General features: G+C 72.1%; 26 protein-coding genes. 12 read left to right on the top strand and 14 right to left on the bottom strand.

What is annotated here, in order from left to right:
• Positions 1 to 70: 70 nt before the first annotated feature.
• Both OG562_RS42565 and OG562_RS42560 read left to right on the top strand, forming a co-directional pair.
• On the top strand, positions 71 to 943 hold the full coding sequence (locus OG562_RS42565) for a geranyl diphosphate 2-C-methyltransferase (protein ID WP_266409825.1): 873 nt from the start codon (positions 71 to 73) through the stop codon (positions 941 to 943).
• A 74-nt stretch (positions 944 to 1017) separates the two neighbouring features.
• Positions 1018 to 1911: an aminoglycoside phosphotransferase family protein gene (locus OG562_RS42560; protein ID WP_266407720.1), complete on the top strand. Its 894-nt coding sequence runs from the start codon at positions 1018 to 1020 to the stop codon at positions 1909 to 1911.
• 24 nt (positions 1912 to 1935) lie between these two features.
• On the opposite strand, the gene OG562_RS42555 is transcribed toward OG562_RS42560, so the two are convergent.
• Positions 1936 to 2418, bottom strand: coding sequence for a VOC family protein (locus OG562_RS42555; RefSeq protein WP_266407718.1), 483 nt, complete (start codon positions 2416 to 2418; stop codon positions 1936 to 1938).
• 85 nt (positions 2419 to 2503) lie between these two features.
• On the opposite strand from OG562_RS42555, the gene OG562_RS42550 reads away from it, so the two are divergent.
• From OG562_RS42550 to OG562_RS42540, 3 genes are all read left to right on the top strand, one after another.
• On the top strand, positions 2504 to 3652 hold the full coding sequence (locus OG562_RS42550) for an epoxide hydrolase family protein (RefSeq protein ID WP_266407715.1): 1149 nt from the start codon (positions 2504 to 2506) through the stop codon (positions 3650 to 3652).
• A gap of 149 nt (positions 3653 to 3801) precedes the next feature.
• Entirely contained in the window at positions 3802 to 4440 is a 639-nt protein-coding gene (locus OG562_RS42545) for an ATP-dependent Clp protease proteolytic subunit (protein ID WP_266407712.1), read from the top strand.
• A gap of 2 nt (positions 4441 to 4442) precedes the next feature.
• Complete coding sequence (locus tag OG562_RS42540) at positions 4443 to 5045, top strand: ClpP family protease (protein WP_266407710.1); 603 nt, start codon at positions 4443 to 4445, stop codon at positions 5043 to 5045.
• A 21-nt stretch (positions 5046 to 5066) separates the two neighbouring features.
• Here OG562_RS42540 and OG562_RS42535 read toward each other — a convergent pair whose 3' ends face one another.
• Both OG562_RS42535 and OG562_RS42530 read right to left on the bottom strand, forming a co-directional pair.
• Complete coding sequence (locus OG562_RS42535; RefSeq protein ID WP_266407708.1) at positions 5067 to 5516, bottom strand: helix-turn-helix domain-containing protein; 450 nt, start codon at positions 5514 to 5516, stop codon at positions 5067 to 5069.
• A gap of 118 nt (positions 5517 to 5634) precedes the next feature.
• Entirely contained in the window at positions 5635 to 8448 is a 2814-nt protein-coding gene (locus tag OG562_RS42530) for a hypothetical protein (protein WP_266407706.1), read from the bottom strand.
• 104 nt (positions 8449 to 8552) lie between these two features.
• Here OG562_RS42530 and OG562_RS42525 point away from each other — a divergent pair, with 104 nt between their 5' ends.
• Both OG562_RS42525 and OG562_RS42520 read left to right on the top strand, forming a co-directional pair.
• Complete coding sequence (locus tag OG562_RS42525; RefSeq protein WP_266407705.1) at positions 8553 to 9344, top strand: class I SAM-dependent methyltransferase; 792 nt, start codon at positions 8553 to 8555, stop codon at positions 9342 to 9344.
• A 167-nt stretch (positions 9345 to 9511) separates the two neighbouring features.
• The gene (locus tag OG562_RS42520; protein ID WP_266407701.1) at positions 9512 to 10399 is read left to right on the top strand and encodes an RNA polymerase sigma factor SigF; all 888 of its coding nucleotides are present in this window, start codon (positions 9512 to 9514) and stop codon (positions 10397 to 10399) included.
• A 99-nt stretch (positions 10400 to 10498) separates the two neighbouring features.
• Here OG562_RS42520 and OG562_RS42515 read toward each other — a convergent pair whose 3' ends face one another.
• Positions 10499 to 10948: an ATP-binding protein gene (locus OG562_RS42515; RefSeq protein ID WP_266407699.1), complete on the bottom strand. Its 450-nt coding sequence runs from the start codon at positions 10946 to 10948 to the stop codon at positions 10499 to 10501.
• 120 nt (positions 10949 to 11068) lie between these two features.
• Entirely contained in the window at positions 11069 to 12481 is a 1413-nt protein-coding gene (locus tag OG562_RS42510; protein WP_266407697.1) for a DUF6777 domain-containing protein, read from the bottom strand.
• A 190-nt stretch (positions 12482 to 12671) separates the two neighbouring features.
• Between OG562_RS42510 and OG562_RS42505 the strand changes: the two genes are divergently transcribed.
• Entirely contained in the window at positions 12672 to 13937 is a 1266-nt protein-coding gene (locus OG562_RS42505; RefSeq protein ID WP_266407695.1) for a streptophobe family protein, read from the top strand.
• Between the two features lie 13 nt (positions 13938 to 13950).
• Here the strand turns inward: OG562_RS42505 and OG562_RS42500 are convergent, their stop codons facing one another.
• Genes OG562_RS42500 through OG562_RS42485 form a run of 4 tightly spaced genes read right to left on the bottom strand, consistent with a single transcriptional unit; the run spans position 13951 to position 18282 of the window.
• Positions 13951 to 14922, bottom strand: a complete 972-nt coding sequence (locus tag OG562_RS42500; RefSeq protein ID WP_266407693.1) for a serine/threonine-protein kinase — start codon at positions 14920 to 14922, stop codon at positions 13951 to 13953.
• Positions 14922 to 15467, bottom strand: a complete 546-nt coding sequence (locus tag OG562_RS42495) for a hypothetical protein (RefSeq protein ID WP_266407691.1) — start codon at positions 15465 to 15467, stop codon at positions 14922 to 14924. The genes OG562_RS42500 and OG562_RS42495 overlap by 1 nt, the downstream gene beginning before the upstream one ends.
• Positions 15468 to 15476: 9 nt before the next feature.
• The gene (locus OG562_RS42490; RefSeq protein ID WP_266407688.1) at positions 15477 to 17816 is read right to left on the bottom strand and encodes an FHA domain-containing protein; all 2340 of its coding nucleotides are present in this window, start codon (positions 17814 to 17816) and stop codon (positions 15477 to 15479) included.
• A 55-nt stretch (positions 17817 to 17871) separates the two neighbouring features.
• Positions 17872 to 18282 (bottom strand): hypothetical protein, encoded by a 411-nt coding sequence (locus OG562_RS42485; protein ID WP_266407686.1) that lies wholly within the window; start codon positions 18280 to 18282, stop codon positions 17872 to 17874.
• Between the two features lie 347 nt (positions 18283 to 18629).
• On the opposite strand from OG562_RS42485, the gene OG562_RS42480 reads away from it, so the two are divergent.
• On the top strand, positions 18630 to 18944 hold the full coding sequence (locus tag OG562_RS42480; protein WP_266407683.1) for a DUF1905 domain-containing protein: 315 nt from the start codon (positions 18630 to 18632) through the stop codon (positions 18942 to 18944).
• 28 nt (positions 18945 to 18972) lie between these two features.
• Here OG562_RS42480 and mgrA read toward each other — a convergent pair whose 3' ends face one another.
• A complete protein-coding gene (mgrA, locus tag OG562_RS42475; protein ID WP_266407681.1) occupies positions 18973 to 19965 on the bottom strand; it encodes an L-glyceraldehyde 3-phosphate reductase in 993 nt (330 codons plus the stop codon).
• Positions 19966 to 20075: 110 nt separating this feature from the next.
• Here mgrA and OG562_RS42470 point away from each other — a divergent pair, with 110 nt between their 5' ends.
• Positions 20076 to 20957: a LysR substrate-binding domain-containing protein gene (locus OG562_RS42470; protein ID WP_266407678.1), complete on the top strand. Its 882-nt coding sequence runs from the start codon at positions 20076 to 20078 to the stop codon at positions 20955 to 20957.
• Positions 20958 to 20982: 25 nt separating this feature from the next.
• Positions 20983 to 21498, top strand: a complete 516-nt coding sequence (locus tag OG562_RS42465; protein ID WP_266407676.1) for a DUF664 domain-containing protein — start codon at positions 20983 to 20985, stop codon at positions 21496 to 21498.
• Here the strand turns inward: OG562_RS42465 and OG562_RS42460 are convergent.
• Entirely contained in the window at positions 21480 to 22550 is a 1071-nt protein-coding gene (locus OG562_RS42460; RefSeq protein ID WP_266407675.1) for an adenosine deaminase, read from the bottom strand. The genes OG562_RS42465 and OG562_RS42460 overlap by 19 nt on opposite strands.
• A 47-nt stretch (positions 22551 to 22597) precedes the next feature.
• Positions 22598 to 22993, bottom strand: coding sequence for a VOC family protein (locus tag OG562_RS42455; RefSeq protein ID WP_266407673.1), 396 nt, complete (start codon positions 22991 to 22993; stop codon positions 22598 to 22600).
• A 170-nt stretch (positions 22994 to 23163) separates the two neighbouring features.
• On the opposite strand from OG562_RS42455, the gene OG562_RS42450 reads away from it, so the two are divergent.
• Positions 23164 to 23622: a pyridoxamine 5'-phosphate oxidase family protein gene (locus OG562_RS42450; protein WP_266407671.1), complete on the top strand. Its 459-nt coding sequence runs from the start codon at positions 23164 to 23166 to the stop codon at positions 23620 to 23622.
• Positions 23623 to 23643: 21 nt separating this feature from the next.
• Here OG562_RS42450 and OG562_RS42445 read toward each other — a convergent pair whose 3' ends face one another.
• On the bottom strand, positions 23644 to 24549 hold the full coding sequence (locus OG562_RS42445; RefSeq protein WP_266407670.1) for an aldo/keto reductase: 906 nt from the start codon (positions 24547 to 24549) through the stop codon (positions 23644 to 23646).
• Positions 24550 to 24630: 81 nt separating this feature from the next.
• Positions 24631 to 26055, bottom strand: coding sequence for an aldehyde dehydrogenase family protein (locus tag OG562_RS42440; RefSeq protein ID WP_266407667.1), 1425 nt, complete (start codon positions 26053 to 26055; stop codon positions 24631 to 24633).
• Between the last annotated feature and the right edge of the window lie 4 nt (positions 26056 to 26059).

Raw genomic sequence — 26059 nt, 5'->3', positions numbered from 1 at the left:
CCGTCATGCACAGCACCGTCCTGCACGGCAGGACCGTCACGCACAGCAGCACGAGGAGCCACCGTTGACCATGACCCCCCACGCCATCGCCACGGCCCTACCGGTGCCGGCCCAGTCGACGTACCAGAACCGCGTCGCGGAGTACTGGAACGCCGAGGAGAACCCGGTCAACCTCGAACTCGGCAGGATCGACGACCTCTACCACCACCACTACGGCGTCGGCGACGCCGACTGGTCCGCGCTCGAGGAACCCGACGCCGAGCTGCGCCGCGAGCGCATCACCGGCGAACTGCACCGGCTGGAGCACTCCCAGGCCGAACTGCTCGCCGCCCGGCTCGGGCCGCTCGCGCCCGCCGACCGCGTCTTCGACGCCGGCTGCGGACGCGGCGGCGGCAGCGTGGTGGCGCATCTGCGCTACGGCTGCCAGGCGGACGGCGTCACGATCTCCGCGAAGCAGGCCGAGTTCGCGAACGAGCAGGCGCGCAAGCGGGGCATCGACGACCGGGTGCGCTACCACCACCGCAACATGCTCGACACCGGCCTGGAGACGGGCGCGTACTCGGCGTCCTGGAACAACGAGTCGACCATGTACGTCGAGCTGGACCTGCTGTTCGCCGAGCACGCCCGGCTGCTGCGCCGCGGCGGGCGCTATGTGGTGATCACCGGCTGCTACAACGACGCCTACGGACGGGCCTCGCGCGAGGTGTCGCTCATCAACGCCCACTACATCTGCGACATCCACCCTCGCTCGGCCTACTTCCGGGCGCTGGCCCGCAACCGGCTGGTGCCGGTCCATGTGGAGGACCTCACCGACGCGGCCATCCCCTACTGGGAGTTGCGCAGCCAGGCCGACCATCTGGTCACCGGCATCGAGGAAACGTTCCTGACCGCCTACAGGAACGGCAGCTTCCAGTATCTGCTGATCGCGGCCGACCGCGTCTGACGCCGGGCGGTCACCGGCGACCGCGTCCGAATTCCGTTGGACAGCCGGTACGTCGATCCCCTGGAATGTGGCGCATGTCTGCTGTGAGGATGCGCCCGGACGAGGCCGACGTCGACGCCCCGCTGGTGAGCCGGCTGATCGCCGCCCAGTTCCCCCGGTGGGCCGGTCTGCCGGTACGGCGGCTGGCCTCCTCCGGGACGGAGAACGCCATGTTCCGGCTGGGCGACGACATGGTGGTGCGGCTGCCCCGGTATCCGGGCGCGGTCGAGGACGTGGCGCACGAGCAGCGGTGGCTGCCCCGGCTGGGCCCGCGGCTGCCCGTCGCCACCCCGCTGCCGCTGGCGCAGGGCGCGCCCGGCGAGGGGTTCGCCTGGCCCTGGTCCGTCTACCGCTGGCTGGACGGCCGTAATCCGGTCGCGGGCGCGGTGGAGCGGCCGGAGCTGCTGGCCGCCGGCCTGGGGGCGTTCGTCGCCGCCCTGCGCGGGATCGCGGCGCGGGGCGGGCCGCGCAACCACCGCGGCGTGCCGCTGGCGGAACGGGACGCCCCGACGCGCGAGGCCCTCGCCCAACTGGAGGGGCGGATCGACACCGACGCCGTCACCGCCCTGTGGGAGGAGGCGCTGCGGACGCCGGGACGTACGGCGGAGCCGGTGTGGGCCCACGGCGACCTGTCCCCCGGGAACGTGCTGGTCGAGGACGGCGAGCTCACGGCGGTGATCGACTTCGGCGGCGTGGGGGTGGGCGACCCGGCCGTCGATCTGATCCCCGCCTGGAACCTGCTGCCCGCCTCCGCCCGCGGCACGTTCCGCGAGGCGGTGGGCGCGGACGACGCCGAGTGGGCGCGCGGCCGGGGCTGGGCGCTGTCCATCTCGCTGATCCAGCTGCCGTACTACTGGGAGACCAATCCGCCGCTGGCGGAGAACTCTCGGCATGTGATCAAGGAGATCCTGGCCGAGGCCCGGCTCTGACGGCGCGCCGCCCGCCCGGAGGTGCTACTCGCCGTCGTAGGCCTTCTTCAGGGCGGCGATGTCGAGCTTGCTCATGGCGTACATGGCCTTGGTGGTGCGGACGGACTTCTCCGGGTCGGGGTCGGAGATCATCTCGATCAACCCGTCGGGGATGACCTGCCAGGACAGTCCGTACTTGTCCTTGAGCCAGCCGCAGGGGCCGGCCTCGCCGCCGTTCTCGGTGAGCTTGGTCCAGTAGTAGTCGACCTCCTCCTGGTCGGCGCAGTAGATCTGGAAGGAGACCGCCTCGCTGAACGTGAACTGCGGGCCGCCGTTGATCCCGACGAACTTCTGGCCGTTGGCCGTGAACTCCACGGCCAGCACGGAGCCCGCCGGGCCGGGGCCCGCCTCGTTGTAGCGGCCGATCGTGCCGATGCTGGAGTTCTTGAAGATCGACACGTAGTGGTGGGCGGCTTCCTCGGCCTGGCCGTCGAACCAGAGACACGTGGTGAATCCGTCGGTGGTCATGAGTACCTCCTGGGCGTGGATCGCGGTCATCAGTGTCGACTGCCGTACGCTCCGGAACTCATCGCTCGGCCGCGGATTAATCCGGATGGCGTCGACGGGGTACCTCGCCGACCGGCTCGACCGGACCCGATGGCCCGAGGGACTGCCCTCGACCGGCTGGGCGTACGGCGTGCCGAGCGACTATCTGCGGGAGCTGGCCCGGTACTGGCGGCAGGAGTACGACTGGCGGGCGGCCGAGGCGTTGCTGAACGAGTGGCCGCAGTTCACGACCACGATCGACGGGGCGAACGTCCACTTCGTCCATGTCCGCTCCCCCGGGCCGGACGCCACCACGCTGATCCTCACCCACGGCTGGCCGGGGTCGATCGTGGAGTTCCTGGACGTGGTCGGCCCGCTGACGGATCCGGCGGCGCACGGCGGGGACCCGGCCGACGCCTTCCACGTCGTCGTGCCGAGCATCCCGGGGTTCGGCCTGTCCGGGCCGCTCACCGGCAGCGGCTGGGAGGCGGGGCGGGTCGCCGACGCATGGGCCGAGCTGATGTCCCGGCTCGGCTACGAGCGGTTCGGGGCGCAGGGCGGCGACTGGGGCGCGGTGATCTCCCGCGAGCTGGGCCGCGCCCATCCCGACCGGCTGATCGGCGTCCATCTGAACCTGCTGCCGGGGGCGCAGGCCACCCGGGAGCCCACAGCCGAGGAGCTCGAGGCCCTGAGCCCTCAGGAGGCGGAGCACACGCTTCGGTCGTGGCGCCGGTGGGTCGCGTTCTCGGCGGAGGGCACCGGCTACTACCTCCAGCAGGCCACTCGCCCGCAGACCCTGGCGTACGGGCTCACCGACTCGCCGGTCGGCCAACTCGCCTGGATCGTCGAGAAGTTCCGGGAGTGGACGGACTCGGAGGAGCTGCCGGAGGAGGCCGTCGACCGTGACCGGCTCCTGACCGACGTGATGCTCTACTGGCTGACCGGGACGGCCGGTTCGTCCGCCCGGATGTACTACGAGCGCCAGCACGCCACCGGCCGGGCGGCCGCACCCCGGGAACCGTCGACGGCGCCGACAGCGGTCGCCCTCTTCCCCGCCGAGCCGCAGATCCCGCTGCGGCAGAGGGCCGAGCGCACCGAGAACCTGGTGCGCTGGACGGAGTTCGACCGCGGCGGCCACTTCGCGGCGATGGAGGAGCCGGACCTGCTGGTGGACGACGTACGGGCGTTCTTCCGGCAACTGCGCGAGAAGGGCTGAGCGGGCGGGTCGAGCGGGCAGGTCCGGTGGGCGGGTCCGGTGAGCGCTCTGCCCGTGGCGAATCTGCCCCGGGCAGAGAAACGGCGTTCGGGTGTCGTCCGAGGTCAAGAGTGGATTCGACGGCATCGCCGAGACCACGAGGAGACCCGATGACCCTGCTCACCACGCTCGCTCCCCGGGCCGAGGAGGGCGACACCCCGCCCACCCGGTTCGACGACCAGCTCGCCGCCCAACTGCTCGCCCAGCGCATCGTCCTGCTCGGCACCCAGGTCGACGAGGTCTCCGCGAACCGGGTCTGCGCCCAGCTGCTGATCCTGTCGGCGGAGGACCCGCGCACCGACATCGCCCTGTACGTCAACAGCCCGGGCGGGTCGGTGCACGCGGGCCTGGCCGTCTACGACACGATGCGGCTGATCCCGAACGACGTCTCGACGCTCGCCATGGGATTCGCCGCGAGCATGGGCCAGTTCCTGCTGAGCGTCGGCGCGCCGGGCAAACGGTACGCGCTGCCGAACGCGCGGATCATGATGCACCAGCCGTCCGCCGGGATCGGCGGCACCACGGCGGACATCGAGATCCAGGCCGAGAACCTGGACCACACCAAGCGGACCATCGAGCGGATCACCGCGGAGCACACCGGCCAGTCCCCGGAGACCATCTCCCGCGACGGCGACCGCGACCGCTGGTTCACGGCCGAGGAGGCCAGGGAGTACGGCATCGTGGACCGGGTGGTGGAGTCCCTCGCCGACGTCCGCCCGGCCGCCGCGAAGCGACGGATGGGGCTGTGACCATGGGGACCTACACGATTCCGAACGTCGTCGAGCGCACCCCGCAGGGCGAGCGGTCCTACGACGTCTTCAGCCGGCTGCTGTCCGAGCGGATCATCTTCCTCGGCACCGACATCGACGACGGCGTCGCCAACGTCGTCATCGCGCAACTCCTGCACCTGGAGTCGTCGGCCCCGGAGAACGAGATCGCGATCTACCTCAACTCGCCCGGCGGCTCGTTCACTTCGCTGATGGCGATCTACGACACCATGTCCTACGTCCGGGCGCCGATCTCGACGTTCTGCGTCGGGCAGGCGGCCTCGACGGCGGCCGTGCTGCTGGCCGGCGGGGATCCCGGCCGCCGGTTCGTGCTGGAGCACGCGCGCGTGCTGCTCGGCCAGCCGGCCAGCGGCGGACACCGCGGCACGGTCTCCGACCTGGCCCTCCAGGCCAAGGAGATGGTGCGCATCCGCGCCCAGGTCGAGGAGGTGCTGTCCCGGCACACCCACCACGACATCGCCACGCTGCGCGCGGACATGGACCGCGACAAGGTGTTCACCGCGCAGGAGGCGGTGGACTACGGACTCGCCGACGAGGTGCTGAGCCGACGTCTCCCGAAGGTCTGAGACGCCGGCCCGCACCACCCGTCAGGCGACCAGGCAGAGCCCGTCGTACGGCGAGGTCCGCGCCGTGCTCGTCGTACGCGTCGTGCTCGTCGTGCTCGTCGTACGGCTGCGGTCGGGGCGTCGGCTGCCGAGCCGGACGAGTTCGCCCTGCGCCCGCGCCAGCAGGTCGGCGAGGCTCAGGCCGAGGGCGTGGGCGGCGGCCGCGAGGACCTCCGAGGAGGCCTCCTTGCGGCCGCGCTCCACCTCCGACAGATACGGCATGGAGATCCGGGCCGCGTCGGCGACGTCCTTCAACGTGCGTTCCTGGGCCTGGCGTTCGCGGCGCAGGACGTCTCCGACCAGGTCGCGCCAGAGGGGCTCTCTGGCCGGGGGCCGCTCGGTCGCCGGGCGCACGGCGGGCGGGCGCACGGCAGGCGGGCGCAGCGGGATCACTCGGGCTTCGCGGGCTTGGTTCGGCGCTTGGTTGCTCACCTTCCCAGCCTAGGAGCGCGGGCCGCCGGGGGAAGGGCCCGACGTTCCGCCCTCGGTGGAATCGGAGTCCGGGACTGGGGTGAGGACCGGGGCGAAGAACCGGGTTCATGAGCTGGATTCAGGGGCTGGAGGAGTAGGACGACTGCTGCTGGAGGGTGCCCTCCGTGGGCTGTTGGGTCATGGCGACCGCCGCCGCGCCCGCGAGGACGGTGGCGATGGCGGTCGCCGCGGCCACGACCACCGCGGTGACGGGCGCGGTGAGGGAGGCCCAGGAGCGGAAGGAGCGCACCAGCCGCCACTGCACCCGTGCACGGGACACCAGCCGCCATTCCCAGTACATCCCGAGGACCAGGCAGAACACGATGAGCCAGCCGATGCGCAGCCCACTGGCCAGTCCCAGGTTCGTGACCTGGCGGGAGTAGGGGTAGAAGAGCAGGAGCAGTTCGGGCACGAGCAGCACCGCCAGCAGGAACTGGCCCTTCATGACGGGGGTGCGGCCGGGCAGCCGGGTGCTGAAGTAGCCGAAGAACGCGCCGTACGCCGACCAGCGCAGGGTGTGCTCGGCCAGGGCGAGCAGTTGTCCCAGGGTGAGTTCGGGCAGCAGCTTGCGTACGGAGTACCACTCGATGGCCATGACGGGCAGGGCGAGGACGAAGGCGACGACGGCCGCGTCCACGCCGTTCTGCCAGGGGGTGCGGCCGCCTCCGGTGGCCAGGGGCGGGGGCGCTTCGCCGCGGCCGAGCCGGCTCCAGGTCTCCTCGAAGCGGGTCGGGGACGGAGGTTCGCCGATCAGGGCGTCGCGGGCCTTCTGGAGGATCTGGGGCTGCACCGACTGCAGCAGCGCCCAGCGCGCGTATGCGCGGACCACGTCGGCGTGCGCGCTCTCGTCGAGGCCGGCCAGCCTGGTCCCCTCGTCGCGGCGGGCCGCGCCGCGCAGGAGGAGGGAGAAGCCGACGAGGGCGGCGGCCACCGGCAGGACGTCGGTGACGTTGCTGTGCTGGGCGGCGACCACGGGGTTGACCGTGAGCACGACGAAGGCGACGCCCAGCGCGGCCGCGCGTTCCGTCCGCATCGTCTGGGCGTGGTCCGCCAGCCTCGGCAGCTGTCGGGGCTGATGCCACCGTCGGTGGACCATGACGGCGATCGCGACGACCATGAAGGCGCCGGCCGCGTGGAAGGCGATGTCCACCAGGGCCGCCTCGAACAGCCGTGGGTGCGGGGTCGAGGCCAGCACGGTCCGCACCGTGCCGAAGGCCCGGGTGACGTCGGCCGGCAGATACATCAGCAGCCCGGTCGCCAGGGCGGCGCACAGCCAGTACCGGCCACGGCCGCCCGCGAGCAGCGTCGCGCGGGCCAGGGCGGGCGCCCACAGCAGGCCGAGCCCGATGAGCAGCAGGCCCTCGGAGGTGTGCGAGGGGACTCCGTCGGAGCCGATGAGCCGTCCCCAGCCGGTCACGACACAGGCCGCGACGGCGGCGACCGCGCCGACGGCGCTCCATATCCGCGGCCGGTTGAAGGCGACGGGCGCGACGAGCGGCACCGCGGCCGCGGTCAGCACCGCCGCGACCAGCCCGAGGAAGGACTCCGGGAGGGGCGCCCCGCCGGATCCGTAGGCGATGACCAGGGCGACCTCCATGCCCACCCCCAGGGCCGTGACCACGCACAGCGCGAGGAACGTGCCCGGGTGCAGGATCTTCTGGTCGCTGTCCTCCGGTTTCTTCAGGACGTTGTGCAGGGCGGGGAGGAGGAACAGCAGTCCCACCGGGACGGCCACGCCCCACCAGGTGATCAGGACGGTGGCCAGCGCCGAGCGCGCGGCCCCGTCCGTGACCCGCGGCGCCTCCCAGGCGACGACCGCGAGCAGGATGCTGATCAGCGTGAACATCCACAGGGGCGTGCTGACGGCGGGCCGCTCGCGGGGCGTCAGCCGGTCGAAGCTGCGCAGCCCGTAGCCGGCGCCGAGAACGATGAGCAGAAAGCCCAGCACGATCCCGAGGACCACGGGCATGGGTTCGGTGAAGGACGGGGTGAAGCGCGGTCCGGTCTCCGCGGAGGGCTCCCGCAGGAAGCCCTGGGTGCGGGTGTCGGCCGCCCGGAAGACGACCGAGACCGGGCCGGGACGGCCCAGGGGCGCGAGTACGGCGTACGCGGTGTCCTGCCGGACGGGCCGGGCGCCTGTGATGCCGGCGATTCCCACGTCCGTGCCGTGCGCCCGGACCTCCAGGGTCCAGCGGGTGGCCGTGGGCCGGGGGTCGGTCGTCGGGCGGACGGTGAAGCGGAAGTCGCCGTCCCAGGCGCACGGGCGGCGGCAGGTCTCCTCGAGGGTCCAGGTGACGACCGCCGGCGCCGTGGGCCCGTCCTGGTTCACGTCCGGCGCGACCAGCCGCCGGTCGGTGCCGCCGTCGGTGCGGAAGCCCTCGCCGGCCACATAGCGGACGTCGCCGGCCAGCCGGTCGTCGAGATATTCGGCCGTGGCGGCGGTGTCGCCCTCCCTGATGGGGTTCAGCAGGGGGTCGTCCGGCCGCAGGACCAGCGTGTGCCGGACGGAGGCCTGCCAGGAGCCGGGGTCCACGGTGAAGTCGGCGCGGGTGGTGAGAGTGCGGAGCAGGTGCGGGGCGCGCACGGCGCTCTCCCACCGTGTTCCCGTCCCGCCCGCCCGTGCGCCGGCCGCCGGCTCCTCGTGGCCGAGGCGGCCCGCGGCGATGTGCACCGCGGTCACGCACAGCACCGCCATGAGGGCCGCGGGCGCCCAGCTCCGCGTCGCACTGAAGGCGACTCCCGCCCGCCGACGGCAGTCGGTCCTGACGGCCGTCCAGAAGACGGCCCAGTCGTCCTGCGTCGTTCCCCCGTCCTGTCCGTCCTGCCCGCCCCGTCCTCCGTGCCCGTCCCGTCCTCCGTGCCCGCCCGTGCCCGGCTCCCCCGACGTGCTCATACGCCGCTCCCCCGTGTACCTGTCGTGAATGTAGCGCTCCCGTCGAGCGACGGGGAGACACTGGTCAGGGACTTGATACGGACGGTGCGGAGGGTGCGAATCCGATGTTGAGAGACACGTTCGACGCGGTCGCCGAGCGCTACGACCGGGTCCGTCCACGCTATCCACCGTCCCTGGTGGAGCAGTTGACGCGGAGCGCGGAGCTCGGCCCGGACAGCCGGGTGCTGGAGATCGGGCCCGGCACGGGGCAGTTGACCCGTCCGCTGGCACGGTCCGGCTGCCGACTGACAGCCGTCGAACTCGGTCCCTCGATGGCGGCCGTGGCCCGGCGGAACCTCGCCGCGTTCCCTCAAGTCGACGTCGTGGTAGCCGACTTCGAGCGCTGGGAGCTGCCCGCCGAGCCGTTCGATCTGGTGACGAGCGCGACGGCCGTCCACTGGATCGACCCGGCGCTGCGCGTGACGAAGACCGCCGACGCGCTGCGGCCGGGCGGCCTGCTGGGGCTGGTGACGACCTGTCATGTGGCGGGCGGCAGCGCGGACTTCTTCGTCGAGGTCCAGCGCTGCTACGAGCGCTGGGACCCGTCGACCACGCCCGGGCTGCGTCCGCGGAGCGAGGACGAGACCGCCACGGACACCGGCGAGTGGACCGTCGGCTCACGTTTCGAGGACGTCGTCGTCCACCGGTGCGCGCAGGAGGTGACGTACGCGGCGGACGCGTACCTCGAGACCCTGCTGACCTATTCGGGTCACCTCGCGCTCGACGAGCCCGCCCGCCGGGGCCTGCTGACGTGCATCCGGGAACTCATCGAGACGCGGTACGGGGGCAGCGTCACCAAGCGCTACCTCCACGAGCTGATCACGGCCCGGCGCACGGCCTGGCCCACGACGCGGTGAGGTCCGAGGGCGCGGTGAGGTCCGAGGGTTTTTTCGGCTGGCTCGCATCCGGAACGCATGCCTCGCCGAAGTCCGGGTACCCGCCCCCGTGAGCGGGACCGCGCAAGGGGTCCCGCTCACGGACCGAGAGCAGCAGACGTCGAACCGTGACTTTCTTGGGAGAGGCAATGCACACCGCCGTGATGGGGTCGCAGGCACAGGTCGTCCAGGACACCGCCAGGACCAGCACAGGTGGAGCACCGCTGCCCGGAGTCGAGGACCCGCGGAGCGTGGCTCCGCGTGACGCTCGGGAGCTGTCCCGCCAGTTCTTCCGGCGACTGGCCGTGCTGGAAGAGGGCACGCACGAATACCAGTACGCCCGCAACACGCTCATCGAGATGAACATGTCCCTGGTGCGGTTCGCCGCCGGTCGCTTCCGCGGGCGCGGGGACGACATGGAGGACATCGTCCAGACCGGGATGATCGGCCTGATCAAGGCGATCGACCGGTTCGAGATCTCACGTGAGGTGGAGTTCACCTCGTTCGCCCTGCCGTACATCGTCGGCGAGATCAAGCGGTTCTTCCGGGACACGACGTGGGCGGTGCACGTGCCGCGGCGGCTGCAGGAGCTGCGCGTCGAGCTGGCCAAGGCGCGCGACGAGCTCGCCGGCCGGCTGGACCGGGAGCCGACGGTGACCGAGCTGGCCACGCTGATGAACCTCACCGAGCGCGAGGTGGTCGAGGCGCAGATAGCCTCCAACGGCTACAACTCCTCCTCGCTCGACGCGGCGCTCACCGGCGACGGCTCGGAGAGCGGCGAGGCCGTCCTGGCCGACTTCATCGGCGTGGAGGAGGACGGGCTGCGGCTCGTCGAGGACTTCCACGCGCTCGCGCCGCTCATGGCCGAGCTCAGCGAGCGCGACCGGCAGATCATCCATCTGCGGTTCGTGGAAGAAGCCACCCAGGCGGAGATCGGCGAGCAGCTCGGCTGCTCCCAGATGCATGTGTCCCGGCTGATCAAGCGGATCATCATGCGGCTGCGCAAGGGAATGCTGACCGAGCTCGACCACGCCTGACCACCTGAGCCGTGGGGCCGCCCGGCCCCACGGCTCACGTCCGTGCGTCCACTTCTGCCGCCTCTGCCGCCTCTGCACCCTCAGGCACCTCGGGCACCTCTATCCGAAGCCGACCACTGCGCGGACGCGCTTGCCCACCGGCACGCGTTCGGCGGTGACCTCCGCCGCCAGCGCGTGCACGATCTCCAGGCCGTGCCGTCCGACGCGTTCGGGATCCCTGGGGAATCTGAGGGGCAGCGCGTCGCTGCTGTCGTAGACGCACACCGTGACCGAGGCGTCCGTCCCCTCCAGTTCCAGGATGTAGGGGCCGTTGCTGTGCCGGTCGGCGTTGGTGACCAGCTCGCTGACGACGAGCATCACCTCCCCGTGCGCCCGGTCGCCGATGACGGCGCACCACTCTGTCCTGAGCTGGTCGACGAAGTGGGCGGCGAAGGCGCGTGCCTCGGCGATGCATCCGGGTTCACCGGTGTAGTGCGCCGCCCGCCGTAGCGGTTCCACGGGTACGTCGAAACCAGTCGGTATCACTGCCCCGTCCAGGTGCTCGATCATCTGTTCTCTCTCGGAGGCCGGACTGGCCGGACGCTGCTGCACCTGTGCTCGTACCCCGTGTCGCGCCGTACAGTCCCCGTCCGTCGTCACACCCCTTGCGTACCACGCGTACGGCGTGCCTCAGACGGCGGGTGAGGCGGCGGAGGAGACCGGGGCGGGCGAGGAGGGCGCCGACTGCGAGGTCGTGTCGGCCGACTGCGGGAGCGAGGAGAGAGAGGTCTCCGGCTGGCTGGTGAGTTCGAGCGGCGAGCTCGGAGACTCGGCCGAGGGCGACGCCGAGGACGGGGACGCGCCGGACGGAGACTCCGAGGAGGGAGACGCGGAGGACGGGGACTCCGAGGACGGGGACTCGGACGAGGGAGACTCGGAGGACGGAGACTCCGAGGAGGGGGACTCGGACGAGGACGAGGGGGACTCGGACGAGGACGAGGACGAGGGCGATTCCGAGCTCGGGGACGGCGACGAGGAGCCGGACGACGAGGGCGGGCAGGAGGCCGGCGGGCGGGCGTCCTTCGAGGCGCACGGCGACGGAGAAGTGGGCGAGCCGGAGCCGGACGAGTTCGACGGGCCGGTGGACGCGCTCGGCGTGATGACGGTCAAGGACGGCACGGGCCTGACCGGCGGACGGGTGGGCCGGTCCTCGTCGACCCTGTCCCCGTGATGGCGGGCGAACCAGTGGTGGCCGGGGTCGGGGTCGTAGAGCACGAACACGTTGACCACGGTCACGGCGGGCGTGACCACGACGACGTTCGAGGGGTGGTACGACGGCCAGGTGTCGCCGGTGCGCTTGGGCGCGGCCTGCTGCGGGACGGGCGGGGTCAGGGGGTTGCCGCAGGCGCAGCGGACCCGGGGCACGCCGCGTCCGTCGACGAGGACGGCCGTGCCGGCCTGCAGGACCGCCTGGTAGCTGGTGGCGGCGCCGTCGCGGTAGCCGTGGTTGGTGACCCAGGTGTCCATGCGCAGCTGTACGGCGGTGAGCGAGCGCAGATAGGCGGGGACCCCGGCGGGCTGCACGCCGGCCACGGAGGCGAAGGCGCTGTTCTTGGCGGGGTCCGCCTGGAGGGCCTTGATCTGCTTCTCCACGTCGCAGCTGGCGACGTTGCGGGTGCCGCCGTACAGTCCCTCGGCCCCGCCGTCGACGCTCTGGAGGGCGTTCGTGGGCCGGGCGGCGGTCGACGGCGCCGCGGAGACGGGCGCGGCGGAGCTGTGGGTGGCGGTGGACTCGGTGAAGGGGTCCGGGCCGGTGGTGGCAGCGGCCTGGGTGAAGACCAGGTTGCCGCCGCCGGAGCCCCCGCCGCCGGGGAGGGTGAGGACGAGGGCGAGGGCCACCGCGGCGACGACGGCGGTGCTGAGCAGCGCGAGGCGGGGTGCGGACTTCCACCAGGGGCGGTGCGGTTCGGGTTCGGGTGCGCCTGCCGAGGAGGCTGCGCCCGGCGGCTGGGCGGGCGGTCCCGAAGGCGGCTGCGAGGGCCCCGACAGCGGACCGGACGGCGGTCCTGTGGGGCGGCCGGAGGACGGAGGTTCGACGCTCACAAGCACTCCCGACGTGGGTGTCCCGCGGCATTTCGCCTGATCGAATCCGCTTTGATCAGATCAGAAGACATATCCGCCGCTTCTTCCACAACATCCTCATTGTGTGCTCCGCCCGGGTGCCGCTCGCAAGCGGGACGCGGACGGCCCTTCCCGACGGGCGCGCGGCCGCGGCGGTGCTTAGCGTGGCGGAGTGAGCGCTCACACCCCTTCTGACCAGGCAGTCGCCCGTCACGGCTGGGTCCAGGCGATCGCCGCCGCACTGGCCGGGCTGATCACCATGGGAATCGTGGCCGCGCTGGGCCTGTGGGCGGCCGGAGCCTCGGACCTGCCCGACGGGGCCTTCCCCCCGGTGGTCGCGGCCACCGTCGTCACGGCGGTCGGCGGCACGGTCGAGCTGTCGGGGAACGCCGGCGCGCTGGCCGACACCCAGGCGGGCCTGACGGTGATCCCGCTGTCCGTCACCCTCGTCGGAGCGCTCGTGACCGCCGCCGGGTTCCTACGGCCCCTGAGGCACCGGGCGGTCGCCGGCGCCCCGGAACTCGCCGGCTGGGCGGCCCGGATCGCCGTGGTGTGGCTGCTCGGCCTGCTCGCGCTGGCCCTGACCGCCCGCAAGACGTTCAAGCTGTCCGTCGGCGACGACACGCTGAGCGACCTCGGCGATCTGTTCGGCGTCAACCCGAAGGTCGGCTTCACCACGGACGTGCCGCCGACGCTTCTGATCGGGCTGCTGTGGCTGGCCGGCGTGCTGGTGCTGGCGCTGCTGGTCTCCCGCGGGGCGCCGCTGCCGCCCCGACTGCTGCGCTTCCAGGAGTCGGTGCGCCCGGCCGCGCACGCGATGGTCGTGCTGCTGCTCGTGTACGTCGTCCTGGGCGTCGTCATCGCCCTCGTCGTCGCGGCGACGCGCGGCCACGCCGCCGCGACCCTCGCGGTGGTTCTGCTGGGCCTGCCCAACCTGGTGTGGCTGGTGTTCACGATCGGTCTCGGCGTCACCTGGAACGGGCGGGTGGAGGGCCCGTTCGGGCTGCCCATGCCGCATGTGCTGGACGAGGTGCTGCGCGGCAAGGACACCGCCACGCTGAACCTGAGCGCCCTCGCCGAGTACGACGGCCGCGTGTGGTGGCTCGTCGCCGTGAACGCTGTGCTCCTGGCGGCCGCCGCCTTCTCCGTGGCGGCCCGCTCACCGGCCCGGATGCGCGCCTGGCAGCATGCCGTGCACCTCGCGGTCGCGCTGGTCCTCACGGTGCTGACGGTCTGCCTGATCGGTCGCGTCTCCGTCCACTACGGGCTGTCCGTGCTCGGCATCAACGACATCGGCGGCCTCTCCGGCGACCTGTACCTCCACCCCGACCTCTGGTCCGCCCTGGGCTTCGCCGCACTGTGGGGCCTGGTCGCCGGCTTCCTGGGCGGGCTGCTGGCCGAACTCGTGCGCAGCCGGAGCGCCACGAGAACGCGTTGACCGCGGGCGCCGGTCACGTGCGGCGGTGGTGGATGATCGGCTGGGCCCAGGGCGGGGGGCGACGGGGGGCGCCCGGGGCTTCCGAGGGCGGGCGCGTGCCCGGCTGGGCGCCGGTCGCCGTCGCCTTCAGGTCGGCGACGAGGGCCAGGCAGGTGGGGTGGCGGGATTCGGGGTTCTTAGCCAGGGCCTGGGCGAACACCGCGTCGAGGTGCGGGGGCAGGTCGGGGCGGGACTCGGTGAGGGGGGTGGGGTCGTCGTACTGGTGGGCCCAGAGCAGGGCCATGTCGTCGTCGCGGCGGAACGGCGGGCGGCCGGCGAGGGTCTCGTAGACGACGCAGGCGAAGCCGTAGACGTCGCAGCGGCCGTCGACGGGACGGCCGGAGATCTGCTCGGGGGCGACGTAGTCGAGCGTGCCGACGAACTGGCCGACGGTGGTGAAGCCGGTCAGCGACAGGGACTTCTTCGTCAGGCCGAAGTCGGTGAGATAGACGTGCTCGGGGTGTTCGCTGTCGGTGCCCCGGGCGACCAGGATGTTGCCGGGCTTCACGTCCCGGTGGACCAGCCCGGCCTCGTGGGCCGCGTCCAGCGCGGAGGCGATCTGGGCCCCGATGCGGACGGCCGTCAGCAGGGGCAGCGGGCCCTGTCGGTCCAGGAGGTGGCGCAGGTCGCTGCCCTCGACGTAGCGCATGGCGATGTACAGCACCCCGTCGGTCTCGCCGGCCTCGAAGACGGGCACGATGTGCGGATGGTCGATCGCGGCGGCCACCCGGGACTCATGGGTGAAGCGTCGGCGGAAGGTGTCGTTGCGGGCCAGCTCCGGGGCGAGCAGCTTGAGAGCGACCGTGCGGTCCAGACGCAGGTCACGGGCGCGGTAGACGACGGCCATGCCGCCGCGCCCGATCTCGCGCTCGATGCGGTACCCGGCGACCTCCCGGCCGATCAGCTCGGAGGGCCGGCCGGAGAACAGACTCGCCTCGCCCGCCATCAGGGCCCTCCGTCGGGGATCACGACCTGGGTCGGCGCATGCCCCGGGTCCTCGGTCGCCTCGGCTCCCCGGTCCGTCGCGTAGGTGCTCAGGCGCGTGCCGTCGCCGTACACCCAGCGCCCCTGCGCGGGGTCGTACAGCCACACGGACTCGCCGTCGACGACGACCCCGATCCGCAGTCCCTGGGTGCGGCGGCGGAAGGACTCGCCGTCGAGGTCGGCGCCGGCCAGCTCCTCCACGGCCGCCCGGTACTGCGTGAGCGCCTGCTCGACGCGGACGAGGAGGGGGCGCGGGTCGACGACGGTCGTCAGGGGGCCGTCGGAGGCGGGCGGGTCCTGGGGTACGGCGACGAGGTAGCGGCCGTCCACCCAGGCCGACCAGCCGTTGGCGCAGAGCACATGCCCCCAGTCGCCGCGCCGCTCCATGAGCTGGACGGGCAGCAGCGCGTCGAGGGGCACGGTGGGCCGGGCGGGGTCGGGGGCCTCCCAGGCGGGCATGCCGTCCCCGGGGACGACGTGCGTGGGCCGGAATCCGGGGGTCGTCATCGGCCGCCCCTACTTCCGCATCACGGCGGGCTCGTGCCGGCGCAGCAGCCAGGAGACTGCGTAGCCACAGGCCAGCGAGAGCACGACGAGCATGCCGATGTTCAGCAGCCACACCCCCGCCGAGTGCTCGAACAGCGGATCGCTCGTCTTGTCCCCGGGCACGATCCGGGCCAGGCCGAGGGTGCCGGCCATCGCGCCGAACGCCCACCGCGAGGGCACGAGCCAGGACAACTGGTCCAGTCCGGGCACGTCGTGCAGCTTCAGCAGCGCACCGCAGAACACCACTTGGACGATGGCGAGCAACACCAACAGCGGCATCGTCACCTCTTCCTTGCGCACGAGCGCGGAGACCAGCAGCCCGAGCATCATCGCCGTGAAGGCCAACAGGGCCACGGCGACGGTGATCTCGATCAGTGGCGGCATCAACACGCCCTTCCCGTCGGGTGCGTTGAGGTCGACGCCGAGCAGGGCGACCAGGGTCAGCACCACCGCCTGTACGACGGTGATCGCGCCCAGGACCACGACCTTGGACAACAGGTACGAGGACCGGGACAGGCCGACGGCCCGCTCCCGCTGGTAGATCACGCGTTCCTTGACGAGTTCGCGTACGGCGTTCGCCGCGCCGGTCAGAACGCCGCCCACACACAGGATCAGCAGCGCGTCCATCACATGCTCCTGGTCGAGCTTGCCCCCGGCCAGGGCGCGGGCCATGACGCCCATCACGAACGGCAGGGCGATCATGATCGCCAGGAAGGTGCGGTCGGCGCTCAGCGCGGCGGCGTACCGGCGGACCAGTGTGCCCAGCTGCGCGCCCCTGCTGCGCGGCCGGGCCGGGGGCAGCATGATCACCGGGCCCTCGCGGGGCAGCCGGGGCTGTGCGCTGGAGTTGACGACGTACTGCCGCCGGAACGGCGACTGGTGGTATTCGCCCGCCCAGTCGCGGTCCTGGTCGCGTTCGAAGGCCTCGAAGGCCTCGGGCCACTGTGCGAAGCCGAAGTAGGCGAGGGCGTCCTCGGGCGGCCCGTAGTAGGCGACCCGGCCGCCGGGCGCGAGCACGAGGAGCCGGTCGCACACGTCGAGGCTGAGGACGCTGTGGGTGACGACGATGACGGTACGGCCGTCGTCGGCGAGGCCGCGCAGCATGTGCATCACCGAGCGGTCCATGCCGGGGTCGAGGCCGGACGTCGGCTCGTCGAGGAAGAGCAGCGACGGTTTGGTCAGCAGTTCCAGGGCCACGCTGACCCGTTTGCGCTGGCCGCCGGAGAGGCGGTGCACGGGCAGGTCGGCGCGCTGTTCGAGGCCGAGCTCACGGATGACCTCCTCGACCCGCTCGCGCCGCTCGGTACGGGCGGTGTCCTGCGGGAAGCGCAGTTCGGCTGCGTAGGTGAGGGCGCTGCGCACGGTCAGCTGGGCGTGCAGGATGTCGTCCTGCGGGACCAGTCCGATGCGCTGGCGCAGTTCGGCGTAGTCGCGGTACAGGTCGCGGCCGTCGTAGACGACCGTGCCGTGGTCGGCGGGGCGCTGTCCGGTGAGGGCGTTCAGCAGGGTGGACTTCCCGGCGCCGCTGGGTCCGACGACCGCGAGCAGGCACTTCTCCCCCACCGGGAACGACACTCCGTCCAGGAGGAGCCTGCGGCCGTGGTCGACGGTGACGGTCAGGTCCTGGACGTCGAGGGAGACCTCGCCGGTGTCGACGTACTCCTGAAGTTCGTCGCCGACCAGGCAGAACGCGGAGTGGCCGATGCCGACGATGTCGCCGGGGCCGAGCGGGGCGCGGTCGACGGGCAGGCCGTTGAGGAAGGTGCCGTTGTGGCTGCCGAGGTCGGCGATCTCGTAGGAGCCGTCGGGCAGGGCGCGCAGTTCCGCGTGCCGGCGCGAGACGATCAGGTCGTCGATGACCAGGTCGTTGTCGGCGGCGCGGCCGATGCGGACGGTGCGGGAGGGCAGCGGCCGGACCGTGGTGGGTCGCCGGAAGGTGCCGGTCATCGCGGGCATGGAGACGGACGACGGGCGTTCCACGGGCGGCGGCGGGCGGCCGCTGAGGATGGCGCAGGGGCCGTCGGACGGGCTGCCGAAGTGGATCACGCTGCCGGGGCCGACGCTCCATTCCTGTACGCGGCGGCCGTCGGCGTAGGTGCCGTTGGTGCTGTCGCTGTCCTGGAGGGTCCAGTGGTCGCCGTCCGGGTGCAGCACCGCGTGGTGCCAGGAGACGCGGGCGTCCTCGATGACGATCTCGCTGAGCGGGTCCCGGCCGACGTGGTAGTCGTGGCCCGGGATCATGACCGTGACGCCCGTCTCGGTCTCCAGCACGAGTTCGGGTGCGCTCGAGGCGATCGGCCGCTCCGCCATGACCGGATTCTATCGATTCGCACCCCTGTGCGCCCGGCGGGCGACGGGGCGGCTGTCAGCCGACGGGGAGGACGAGCGCAGGAACGGTTCGCTGCATGCGCAGCGCGTCGATGGACTCGGCGAGCAGTTCGTACTCGGTGGTCTCGTCGCTGATCGCGATCCGCACCAGCCGTCCGCCCGCCAACTCGTCGGCGACCAGTTCCTGCCGGTCCATGTCGGCGCACCAGGCCCGCAGCAGCCCGGGCACGTCCGCGACGGTGTCGGCGACCGGCACGAGGGCGCCCGGCGGGATGTGCTCGCTCTCGGGCTGCGGGTCGAGCCGTTCGGCGATCCAGGAGGCCCGGTCCCGCAGCCACCACAGGGCGAGCGCCAGCGTCGGCGCACGGTAGGTGCCGAGCGGTACACCGATGCGCCGGCCGTCGCAGACGCCGTACGCGGTGACGTGGCACAGGAATTCGTCGTGCACGAGCCTCTCCCCCGAAGATCGCTTGCCGGCCGTTCCTCGCTTTCCGTGCGGCTCCTGTGTGGTGAACTGTCCCTGCGCTTTGAGTATGTTCACTACTGAAACACTGTCACCATGTCTTTCCGGCCACTCTCCCGGCATATTCAGGGTGGGTCATGGCCGAAATTGCATAGGGGCTTTGTCCTGTCGTCATGAACTGACGACATGGACCGCCGCATGAACTGTCTGCGCCGATGAATTCCGCCGCCCACGGCGGTCTGCCCCCTGGAAGGTCGGTCCATCCCCTGGCAGGCCCGAGAAGGCCCGAGAAGGCCCACAAGATCACCGCAAGCGGAGGACGTGAGGACGTCATGAGCGACATCGTGAACACGGGCGCTTTGAACGCGGGCGCGAAAGTGGAAGCGGAATTCACCGCGGTCCTGCGCAAGAGTCCGGCGAAAGGGGGCTGGACCTATGTCGTCTGGCCGGAGTCCGCCGCGTTCTTCGGTACCCGCGGACTGGTCAAGATCCGCGGGACGGTCGACGGACATCCGTTCCGGAGTTCGTTCATGGCGCTCGGCGACGGCACCCACAAGCTCCCCGTCAAGGCCGACGTGCGCGAGGCCATCGGGAAGCAGGAGGGCGACGAGGTCACCGTACGGCTGACGGAGCGCCTCAGCCGCTGAGGACGGCGGCTGAGGCGCTCCGTGAAGGTCAGCCGTTGACGATCGCGTCGATCCGGGTCAGCTCCTCCGCGTCGAAGTCGAGGTTCGCGAGGGCGCCCACGCTGTCCTCGATCTGCCGGGCGCTGCTCGCGCCGACCAGGGCGGAGGTCACCCGGCCGCCGCGCAGCACCCAGGCCAGGGCGAGCTGGGCCAGGGACTGGCCGCGGGACTTGGCGAGGTCGTCCAGGGCGCGCAGCTTGCCGACGAGCTCCTCGGTCAGCGCGTCGGAGTTCAGGAAGGGGCTGTCGCTCGCCGCGCGCGAGTCCTCCGGGATGCCGTCGAGGTAGCGGCCGGTGAGCACGCCCTGCTCCAGCGGGGAGAAGACGATCGAGCCGACCTGGAGCTCGTCGAGGGCGTCCAGCAGGCCCTCGCTCTCCGGGCGGCGGTCGAGCATCGAGTAGCGCGGCTGGTGGATGAGGAGCGGGGTGCCCAGCTCGCCGAGGATGCGGGCGGCCTCCCAGGTCTGCTCGGCCGAGTAGTTGGAGACGCCGACGTAGAGCGCCTTGCCCTGCTGGACCGCGGTGTGCAGGGCGCCCATCGTCTCCTCCAGGGGAGTCTCCGGGTCGGGGCGGTGCGAGTAGAAGACGTCGACGTAGTCCAGGCCCATGCGGGTCAGGCTCTGGTCCAGCGAGGACAGCAGGTACTTGCGCGAGCCCCACTCGCCGTACGGGCCGGGCCACATCAGGTAGCCGGCCTTGGTGGAGATGATCAGCTCGTCGCGGTAGGGCGCGAAGTCGGCCTTCAGCGCCTCGCCCAGCGCGGACTCGGCGGCGCCGGGCGGCGGGCCGTAGTTGTTGGCCAGGTCGAAGTGGGTGACGCCGAGGTCGAAGGCGCGGCGCAGGATGGCCCGCTGCGTCTCGACCGGGCGGTCCGGGCCGAAGTTGTGCCACAGTCCGAGCGACAGCGCGGGGAGCTTCAGGCCGCTGCGTCCGGTGCGCCGGTAGGGCATGTCGGCGTAACGGTCGGGGTGTGCGGTGTACAACGCGACTCCATCAGGGTTGGCACACGATCTTCCAGGTCCACTGTTCCTGAGCGCCGTACAGCGGTCCAACAGAAGAATCCGATGGAATTGTGCGGCTAGGCTTCTCAATCATGGAACTGCGCCACCTCCAGCACTTCGTCGCGGTCGCCGAGGACCAGCACTTCACCCGGGCCGCCGAACGCCTGATGGTCTCCCAGTCGGGCCTGTCGGCGTCGATCCGGGCGCTGGAGCGGGAGCTGCGGGCTCCGCTGTTCGTGCGCACGACCCGAAGGGTGACGCTGACCGAGGCGGGCCGGGCGCTGCTGTCCGAGGCGGAGCGGATCCTCGCGCAGGTGCGGGCGGCCCACGAGGCCGTGGCCGCCGTGCAGGGCGTGGTCCGCGGCACCCTCTCCGTGGGCACCGAGCAGTGCATCGCCGGGGTGCATGTGGCGGGACTGCTGGCGGCGTTCCGTCGGCGGCACCCGGACGTGGAGATCCGGCTGCGGCAGACCGGCTCGGGCGCGCTCGGCGAGGAGGTGGCGGCCGGCCGGCTCGACCTGGCCTTCGCCTACCGCACCCAGACGGACACCGACCAGTTGCGCTGCGCTCCGTTGGCCACCGAGCCGATGTACGTGCTGTGCCATCCCGACCACCGCCTCGCCGAGGCGGCGGCGCTGCTGCCCCAGGACGTCGCCGGCGAGGTGTTCGTCGACTTCCACCCGGACTGGGGTCCGCGGCGCGCCACCGACGCCGCGTTCGCCGAAGCGGGAGTGCGGCGCACGGTCGCCCTGGAGGTCAACGACGTGCACAGCCTCCTGGACCTGGTGGACGAGAACCTCGGCGTCGCCGTCGTGCCGCGCCACTTCCGGCACAAGCGCGAGGCGCTCACCGCGCTGCCCCTCAAGGGCACCGGCGAGGCGGTGTACGAGACGGTCGCCCTGCTGCCGCCCCCGCAGGCGACCAGTCCGGCGGCCCGGGCGCTCATGGCGCTGCTGGAAACCGGGGGCGCGTGAGCGCGGGCTGCGCGATGGTGGACGTATGCATGCCAAGGACATCCTCATCGACGGGTTCAGCCGCATCCAGGAAGAGGTCCATGCCGCCGTCGGGGGCCTGGACCCCGACGACCTGAACGCCCGGCCCGCCGCCGACGCCAACTCGATCGCCTGGCTGGTCTGGCACCTCACCCGTGTCCAGGACGACCATCTCGCCGATGCCTTCGGTCTCGACCAGGTGTGGCTGTCACAGGACTGGGAGAAACGGTTCGGCCTCGATCTGCCCGGCCGTGACATCGGGTACGGGCACAGCTCGGCGCAGGTCGCGAAGGTGCGGGTCGCCGAGGGCGGCCTGCTGACCGGGTACTACGACGCCGTGCGCGCGCAGAGCCTGACGGCGCTGCGCGCGCTGACCGCGGCGGACCTGGAGCGCGTCGTGGACGAGCGCTGGGATCCGCCGGTCACGCTGGGCGTACGGCTGGTCAGCGTCCTGTCCGACGATCTGCAGCACGTCGGACAGGCCGCCTATGTGCGCGGGCTGCTTCAGAGCGCGGCCGCGTAGCCCGGCAGGACGACGTCCTCGATGAGGGCCGTGCGCTCGTCGAACGGGATGAACGCGCTCTTGAGGGCGTTCACCGTGACCGTGCGCAGGTCCTCGACGCCCCAGCCGGCCTCCTCGACGAGCAGCGCCATCTCACGGGTCATCGTGGTGCCCGAGACCAGACGGTTGTCGGTGTTGAGGGTGACGCGGAAGCCGAGGTCCTTCAGGGCCGTGATGGGGTGCTCGGCGATCGAGGCGGCGGCGCCGGTCTGGAGGTTGGACGTCGGGCACATCTCCAGCGCGACACGACGGTCGCGCACCCAGCCGGCCAGCCGGCCGAGCTTGCCGTCGACGATGTCGTCGGTGATGCGCACGCCGTGGCCGATGCGCTGGGCGCCGCACACCTGGAGGGCCTGGTGGATGCTGGGCAGGCCGTGGGCCTCCCCGGCGTGGATGGTGAAGGGGACGTTCTCGCGGCGCAGGTGCTCGAAGGCGTCGAGGTGGTCGGCGGGCGGGAAGCCGTCCTCGGCGCCGGCGATGTCGAAGCCGACGACGCCCGCGTCCCGGAAGGCGACCGCGAGGTCGGCGGTCGCCCGGGTGCGGTCGAACATCCGCATGCCGCACAGCAGGGTGCCGACGCGGACCGGCGTCCCGGCGGCGGCCGCCTTCGCCATGCCGGCCGCGAGGCCCTCCTGGACGGTCTCGACGACCTCGGGGAGCGTCAGCTCGCCGTTCAGCATCAGCTCGGGGGCGTAGCGCACCTCGGCGTAGACGACGCCGTCGGCGGCGAGGTCGAGGACGTACTCCTCGGCGGTGCGCAGCAGGCCCTCGCGGCTCTGCATCACGGCGAGGGTGTGCTCGAAGGTGGCTATGTAGCGCACCAGGTCGCCCGAGTTGGCGGCCTCGAAGTACCAGGCGGCGAGCTCGTCGGGGTCGGTGGTGGGCAGGGTGTGGCCGACCGCGTCCGCGAGCTCGACGACGGTGGCGGGGCGCAGACCGCCGTCGAGGTGGTCGTGCAGGACGGCCTTGGGGAGCCGGCGGAGGGTGTCGGTGTCGATGCGGGGCGCGGTCATGAGCGGTCTTTCTGTGCCGGGGTGGGTCTGGTGGGTCGGGTACCTGATCACTGCGGTGCGGGCTGGAGCAGGTCCCAGCGGTTTCCGTACAGGTCCTGGAAGACGGCGACGGAGCCGTAGGCCTCGTGGCGCGGCTCCTCCAGGAAGGTCACGCCGGCGGCGAGCATCCGGGCGTGGTCGCGGGCGAAGTCGTCGGTGTGCAGGAAGAACCCGACGCGGCCGCCGGTCTGGTCGCCGATCCGGGCGCGCTGGGCGTCGCCCTTGGCGCGGGCGAGCAGCAGCCCGGTGCCGTCCTGGTGCTCCCCCGGCCGCACGACGACCCAGCGGGCGCCGTCGGGGCGGGGCTCGTCCTCGACGAGCTGGAATCCGAGCGCCTCGGTGTAGAAGCGGATCGCCTCGTCGTAGTCGTCGACGACGAGGGCAACCAGGGCGACGCGTCTCATCGGAGCCTTTCGGGAGCCGTGGGGAGGGCGATTGACGGGAGAGGTTATACGTAAAACTTGCGGTGCGCCAGTCGCCTCCGTGGCGGGTGCGACCTAGGTCCCGGGGCCGAGGCCCCGATGGGACCCCGGCCCGAGGCGGACGGGGTGCGCGCACCGCTAACGTCCGGGTCATGAAGATCACCGAGCCGCCTCGCGGCCCCGATCAGCGCAAGCGGGACGTCCTGGAGCGGCTGGAACGGGAACGGGACGTCTGGGTCGCCACGGCGGACCGGGAGGGGCTGCCGTGTCTCGTCGCCCTGTGGTTCGTCTGGGACGGCGACTGCCTGTGGCTGGCCACCCGCCTCACCAATCCGACCGGCCGCAATCTGCGCGACGGCCGGCGGGCCCGGCTGGCCTTCGGGGACACCCAGGACGTGGTCCTCGTCGACGGCGCGGTCGAGACGTACCCGCGCGAAACGGTGCCCGAGGCGGCCGCCTCGGCGTTCCTGGCGAAGACGGGCTGGGATCCGGGCCGCGACAGCGCGTCGTACGCGTACTTCCGGGTGCGGCCCACGGCGGTGCAGGCGTGGCGCGAGGAGCAGGAGCTGCCTGGTCGGCGGGTGATGCGCGACGGGGTGTGGGTCGTCTGAGGGGCTGTGCGCCGAGAAGGGTCAGCCGGCGTTCCGGTGGGCCGTGTTCAGGCGGTGGAGTTCCTCGGGCGTGAGGCGGAGCGCTCCGGCGGCGACGTTCTCGGCGAGGTGGTCGGGGTTGCCGGTGCCGGGGATGGCGAGGACGTGGGGGCCCTGGTTCAGGGTCCAGGCGAGCCGGACCTGGGCCGGGGTGGCCTCGTGGGCGCGGGCCACGGACAGGACCTCCTCGTCGTGGGCGGTCGTCGCTCCCTCGGCGCCGACGTCGCCGGCGATGGCGTAGAAGGGGACGAAGGCGATGCCCTGCTCGCGGCAGAGGGTGAGGAGTTCCTCGTTGGCGGGGTCGTGGTCGCCGTAGCCGTAGCGGTTCTGGACGCTGACGACCGGGGCGAGGGCCTGCGCCTCGGCGAGGTGGCGGGGCTCGACGGCGGAGAGGCCGAGATGGCGGATCAGGCCGGCCTCGCGCAACTCGGCGAGCACGCCGAAGTGTTCGGCGATCGACTCCTGTCGCATCCGGCGCAGGTACACGAGGTCGAGGTGGTCGCGGCCGAGCTGGCGCAGGTTCTCCTCGACGTGACCGCGCAGGTCCTCGGGTCGGGCCGAGGTGCCCCACTTCCCCGCGTAGTCGCGGAAGGGGCCGACCTTGGCGGCGATGAGCAGGTCGTCCGGGTACGGGGCGAGCGCGCTGTTGACGAGCTCGTTGGCGGAGCGCAGGGCGGAGAAGTAGAAGGCGGCCGTGTCGATGTGGTTCACGCCGAGCTCGAGCGCGCTGCGCAGGACCGCGATCGAGCGGTCGCGGTCCCTCGGTGTGCCGTGATGGAAGGCCGCACTGCCGGTCAACCGCATCGCGCCGAAGCCGATGCGGTTGACGGTCAGGTCGCCGATGGTCCAGGTGCCCGCGGCGTCCGCGGTGATCGTCTGTGTGGTCATCGGCGGAGTTTCGCACACCGCCCCGCACCCCGGTCGGGCCTTTGGTCCGGGCGCGGTTGAGCCGAGTCGTCCGGGCGCGGTTCAGCCGAGCGGCTTCTCCAGCACCGCCTTGCGGTGGCTGAAGGTCTCGATGGAGTAGCGGCCGTGGTAGTTGCCCATGCCGCTCTCGCCGACTCCGCCGAACGGCAGGTCGGAGACGGTGAGATGGGCCAGCGGCAGACCGTATCCGACGGCGCCGGAGGAGGTTTCGGCGGCGATGCGGGCGCGGGTGTCGTCGGAGGCGGTGAACACGTACAGCGCGAGGGGCTTGTCGCGGTCGGCGATGAAGGCGATCGCCTCGTCCAGGCCGTCGACGGTGACGATCGGCAGGATCGGGCCGAAGATCTCCTCCCGCATGACGGGCGAGTCGGGGTCGACGTCGGCCAGGACGGTCGGCGCGAGGTACTTGTCCGTGCGGTCGTTGCCGCCGCCGACCACGACGCGGCCGGAGTCGAGCAGGCCGGTGAGCCGGTCGAAGTGGCGTTCGTTGACGATGCGGCCGTATTCGGCGGAGGACTGCGGGTCGGCGCCGTAGACCGCCTCGACCGCCTTCGCCAGCAGGGGCTCCAGGGCGGCGGCGGTCGCCGGGTCGGTCAGGACGTAGTCGGGGGCGACGCAGGTCTGGCCGGCGTTGAGGAACTTGCCGCGGGCCAACCGGTCGGCGACGACGGCGAGGTCGGCGTCGCGGTCGACGAACGCCGGTGACTTGCCGCCGAGTTCGAGGGTGACCGGGGTGAGGTGCTCGGCGGCGGCGCGCAGGACGATCCGACCGACCGTGCCGTTGCCGGTGTAGAAGATGTGGTCGAAGCGCTCGGCCAGCAGGGCCGTGGTCTCCGGGACGCCGCCCTCCACGACGGCGACCGCGTCGGTGTCGAGGTACGCGGGCAGCAGCCGGGCCAGGGCCGCGGAGGTGGCGGGCGCGAGCTCGCTGGGCTTGACGACCACCGCGTTGCCGGCGGCCAGGGCGCCGACCAGCGGGGCGAGCAGCAGCTGGGCGGGGTAGTTCCAGGGGGCGATGACGAGGACGACGCCGAGCGGGTCGTACTGCGTCCAGGCGCTGGCGTCGGCGCCCAGGTGCGCCGGGACCGGGGCGGACTCGGGGCGCAGCCACGCCTCGAGGTGCTCCAGGGTGTGGTCGATCTCGCGGATCGTGAAGTCGATCTCGGTGCGGTAGGCCTCGGTGGCGCTCTTGCCGAGGTCGGCGTGGAGCGCGGCGGCCAGGTCGGCGCCCTGCTCCGTGAGCAGCTCGCGCAGGCGGCCCAGCTGGCCGGTGCGCCAGGCCAGGGGCTTGGTGCGCCCCGTGCGGAAGGTGGCGCGCAGGCGCGCGACGACGTCGGCGGGCTGCTCGGTGATGGCTGCGGTGGTCACGGTGCCTCGCTGGTGGTGCGCGGGCCTCGCGGCCCTGGTTCGGCGGGAGAGGGACGAGCGGTCAGCTCGATGTATATGCCAACCATTCTTGGCCAACATACAT

It is taken from the genome of Streptomyces sp. NBC_01275, from assembly GCF_026340655.1.
GTDB lineage: Bacteria > Actinomycetota > Actinomycetes > Streptomycetales > Streptomycetaceae > Streptomyces.
Note: the sequence above shows the minus strand (reverse complement) of the source record. Positions and strands in the feature narration are given on the sequence as shown.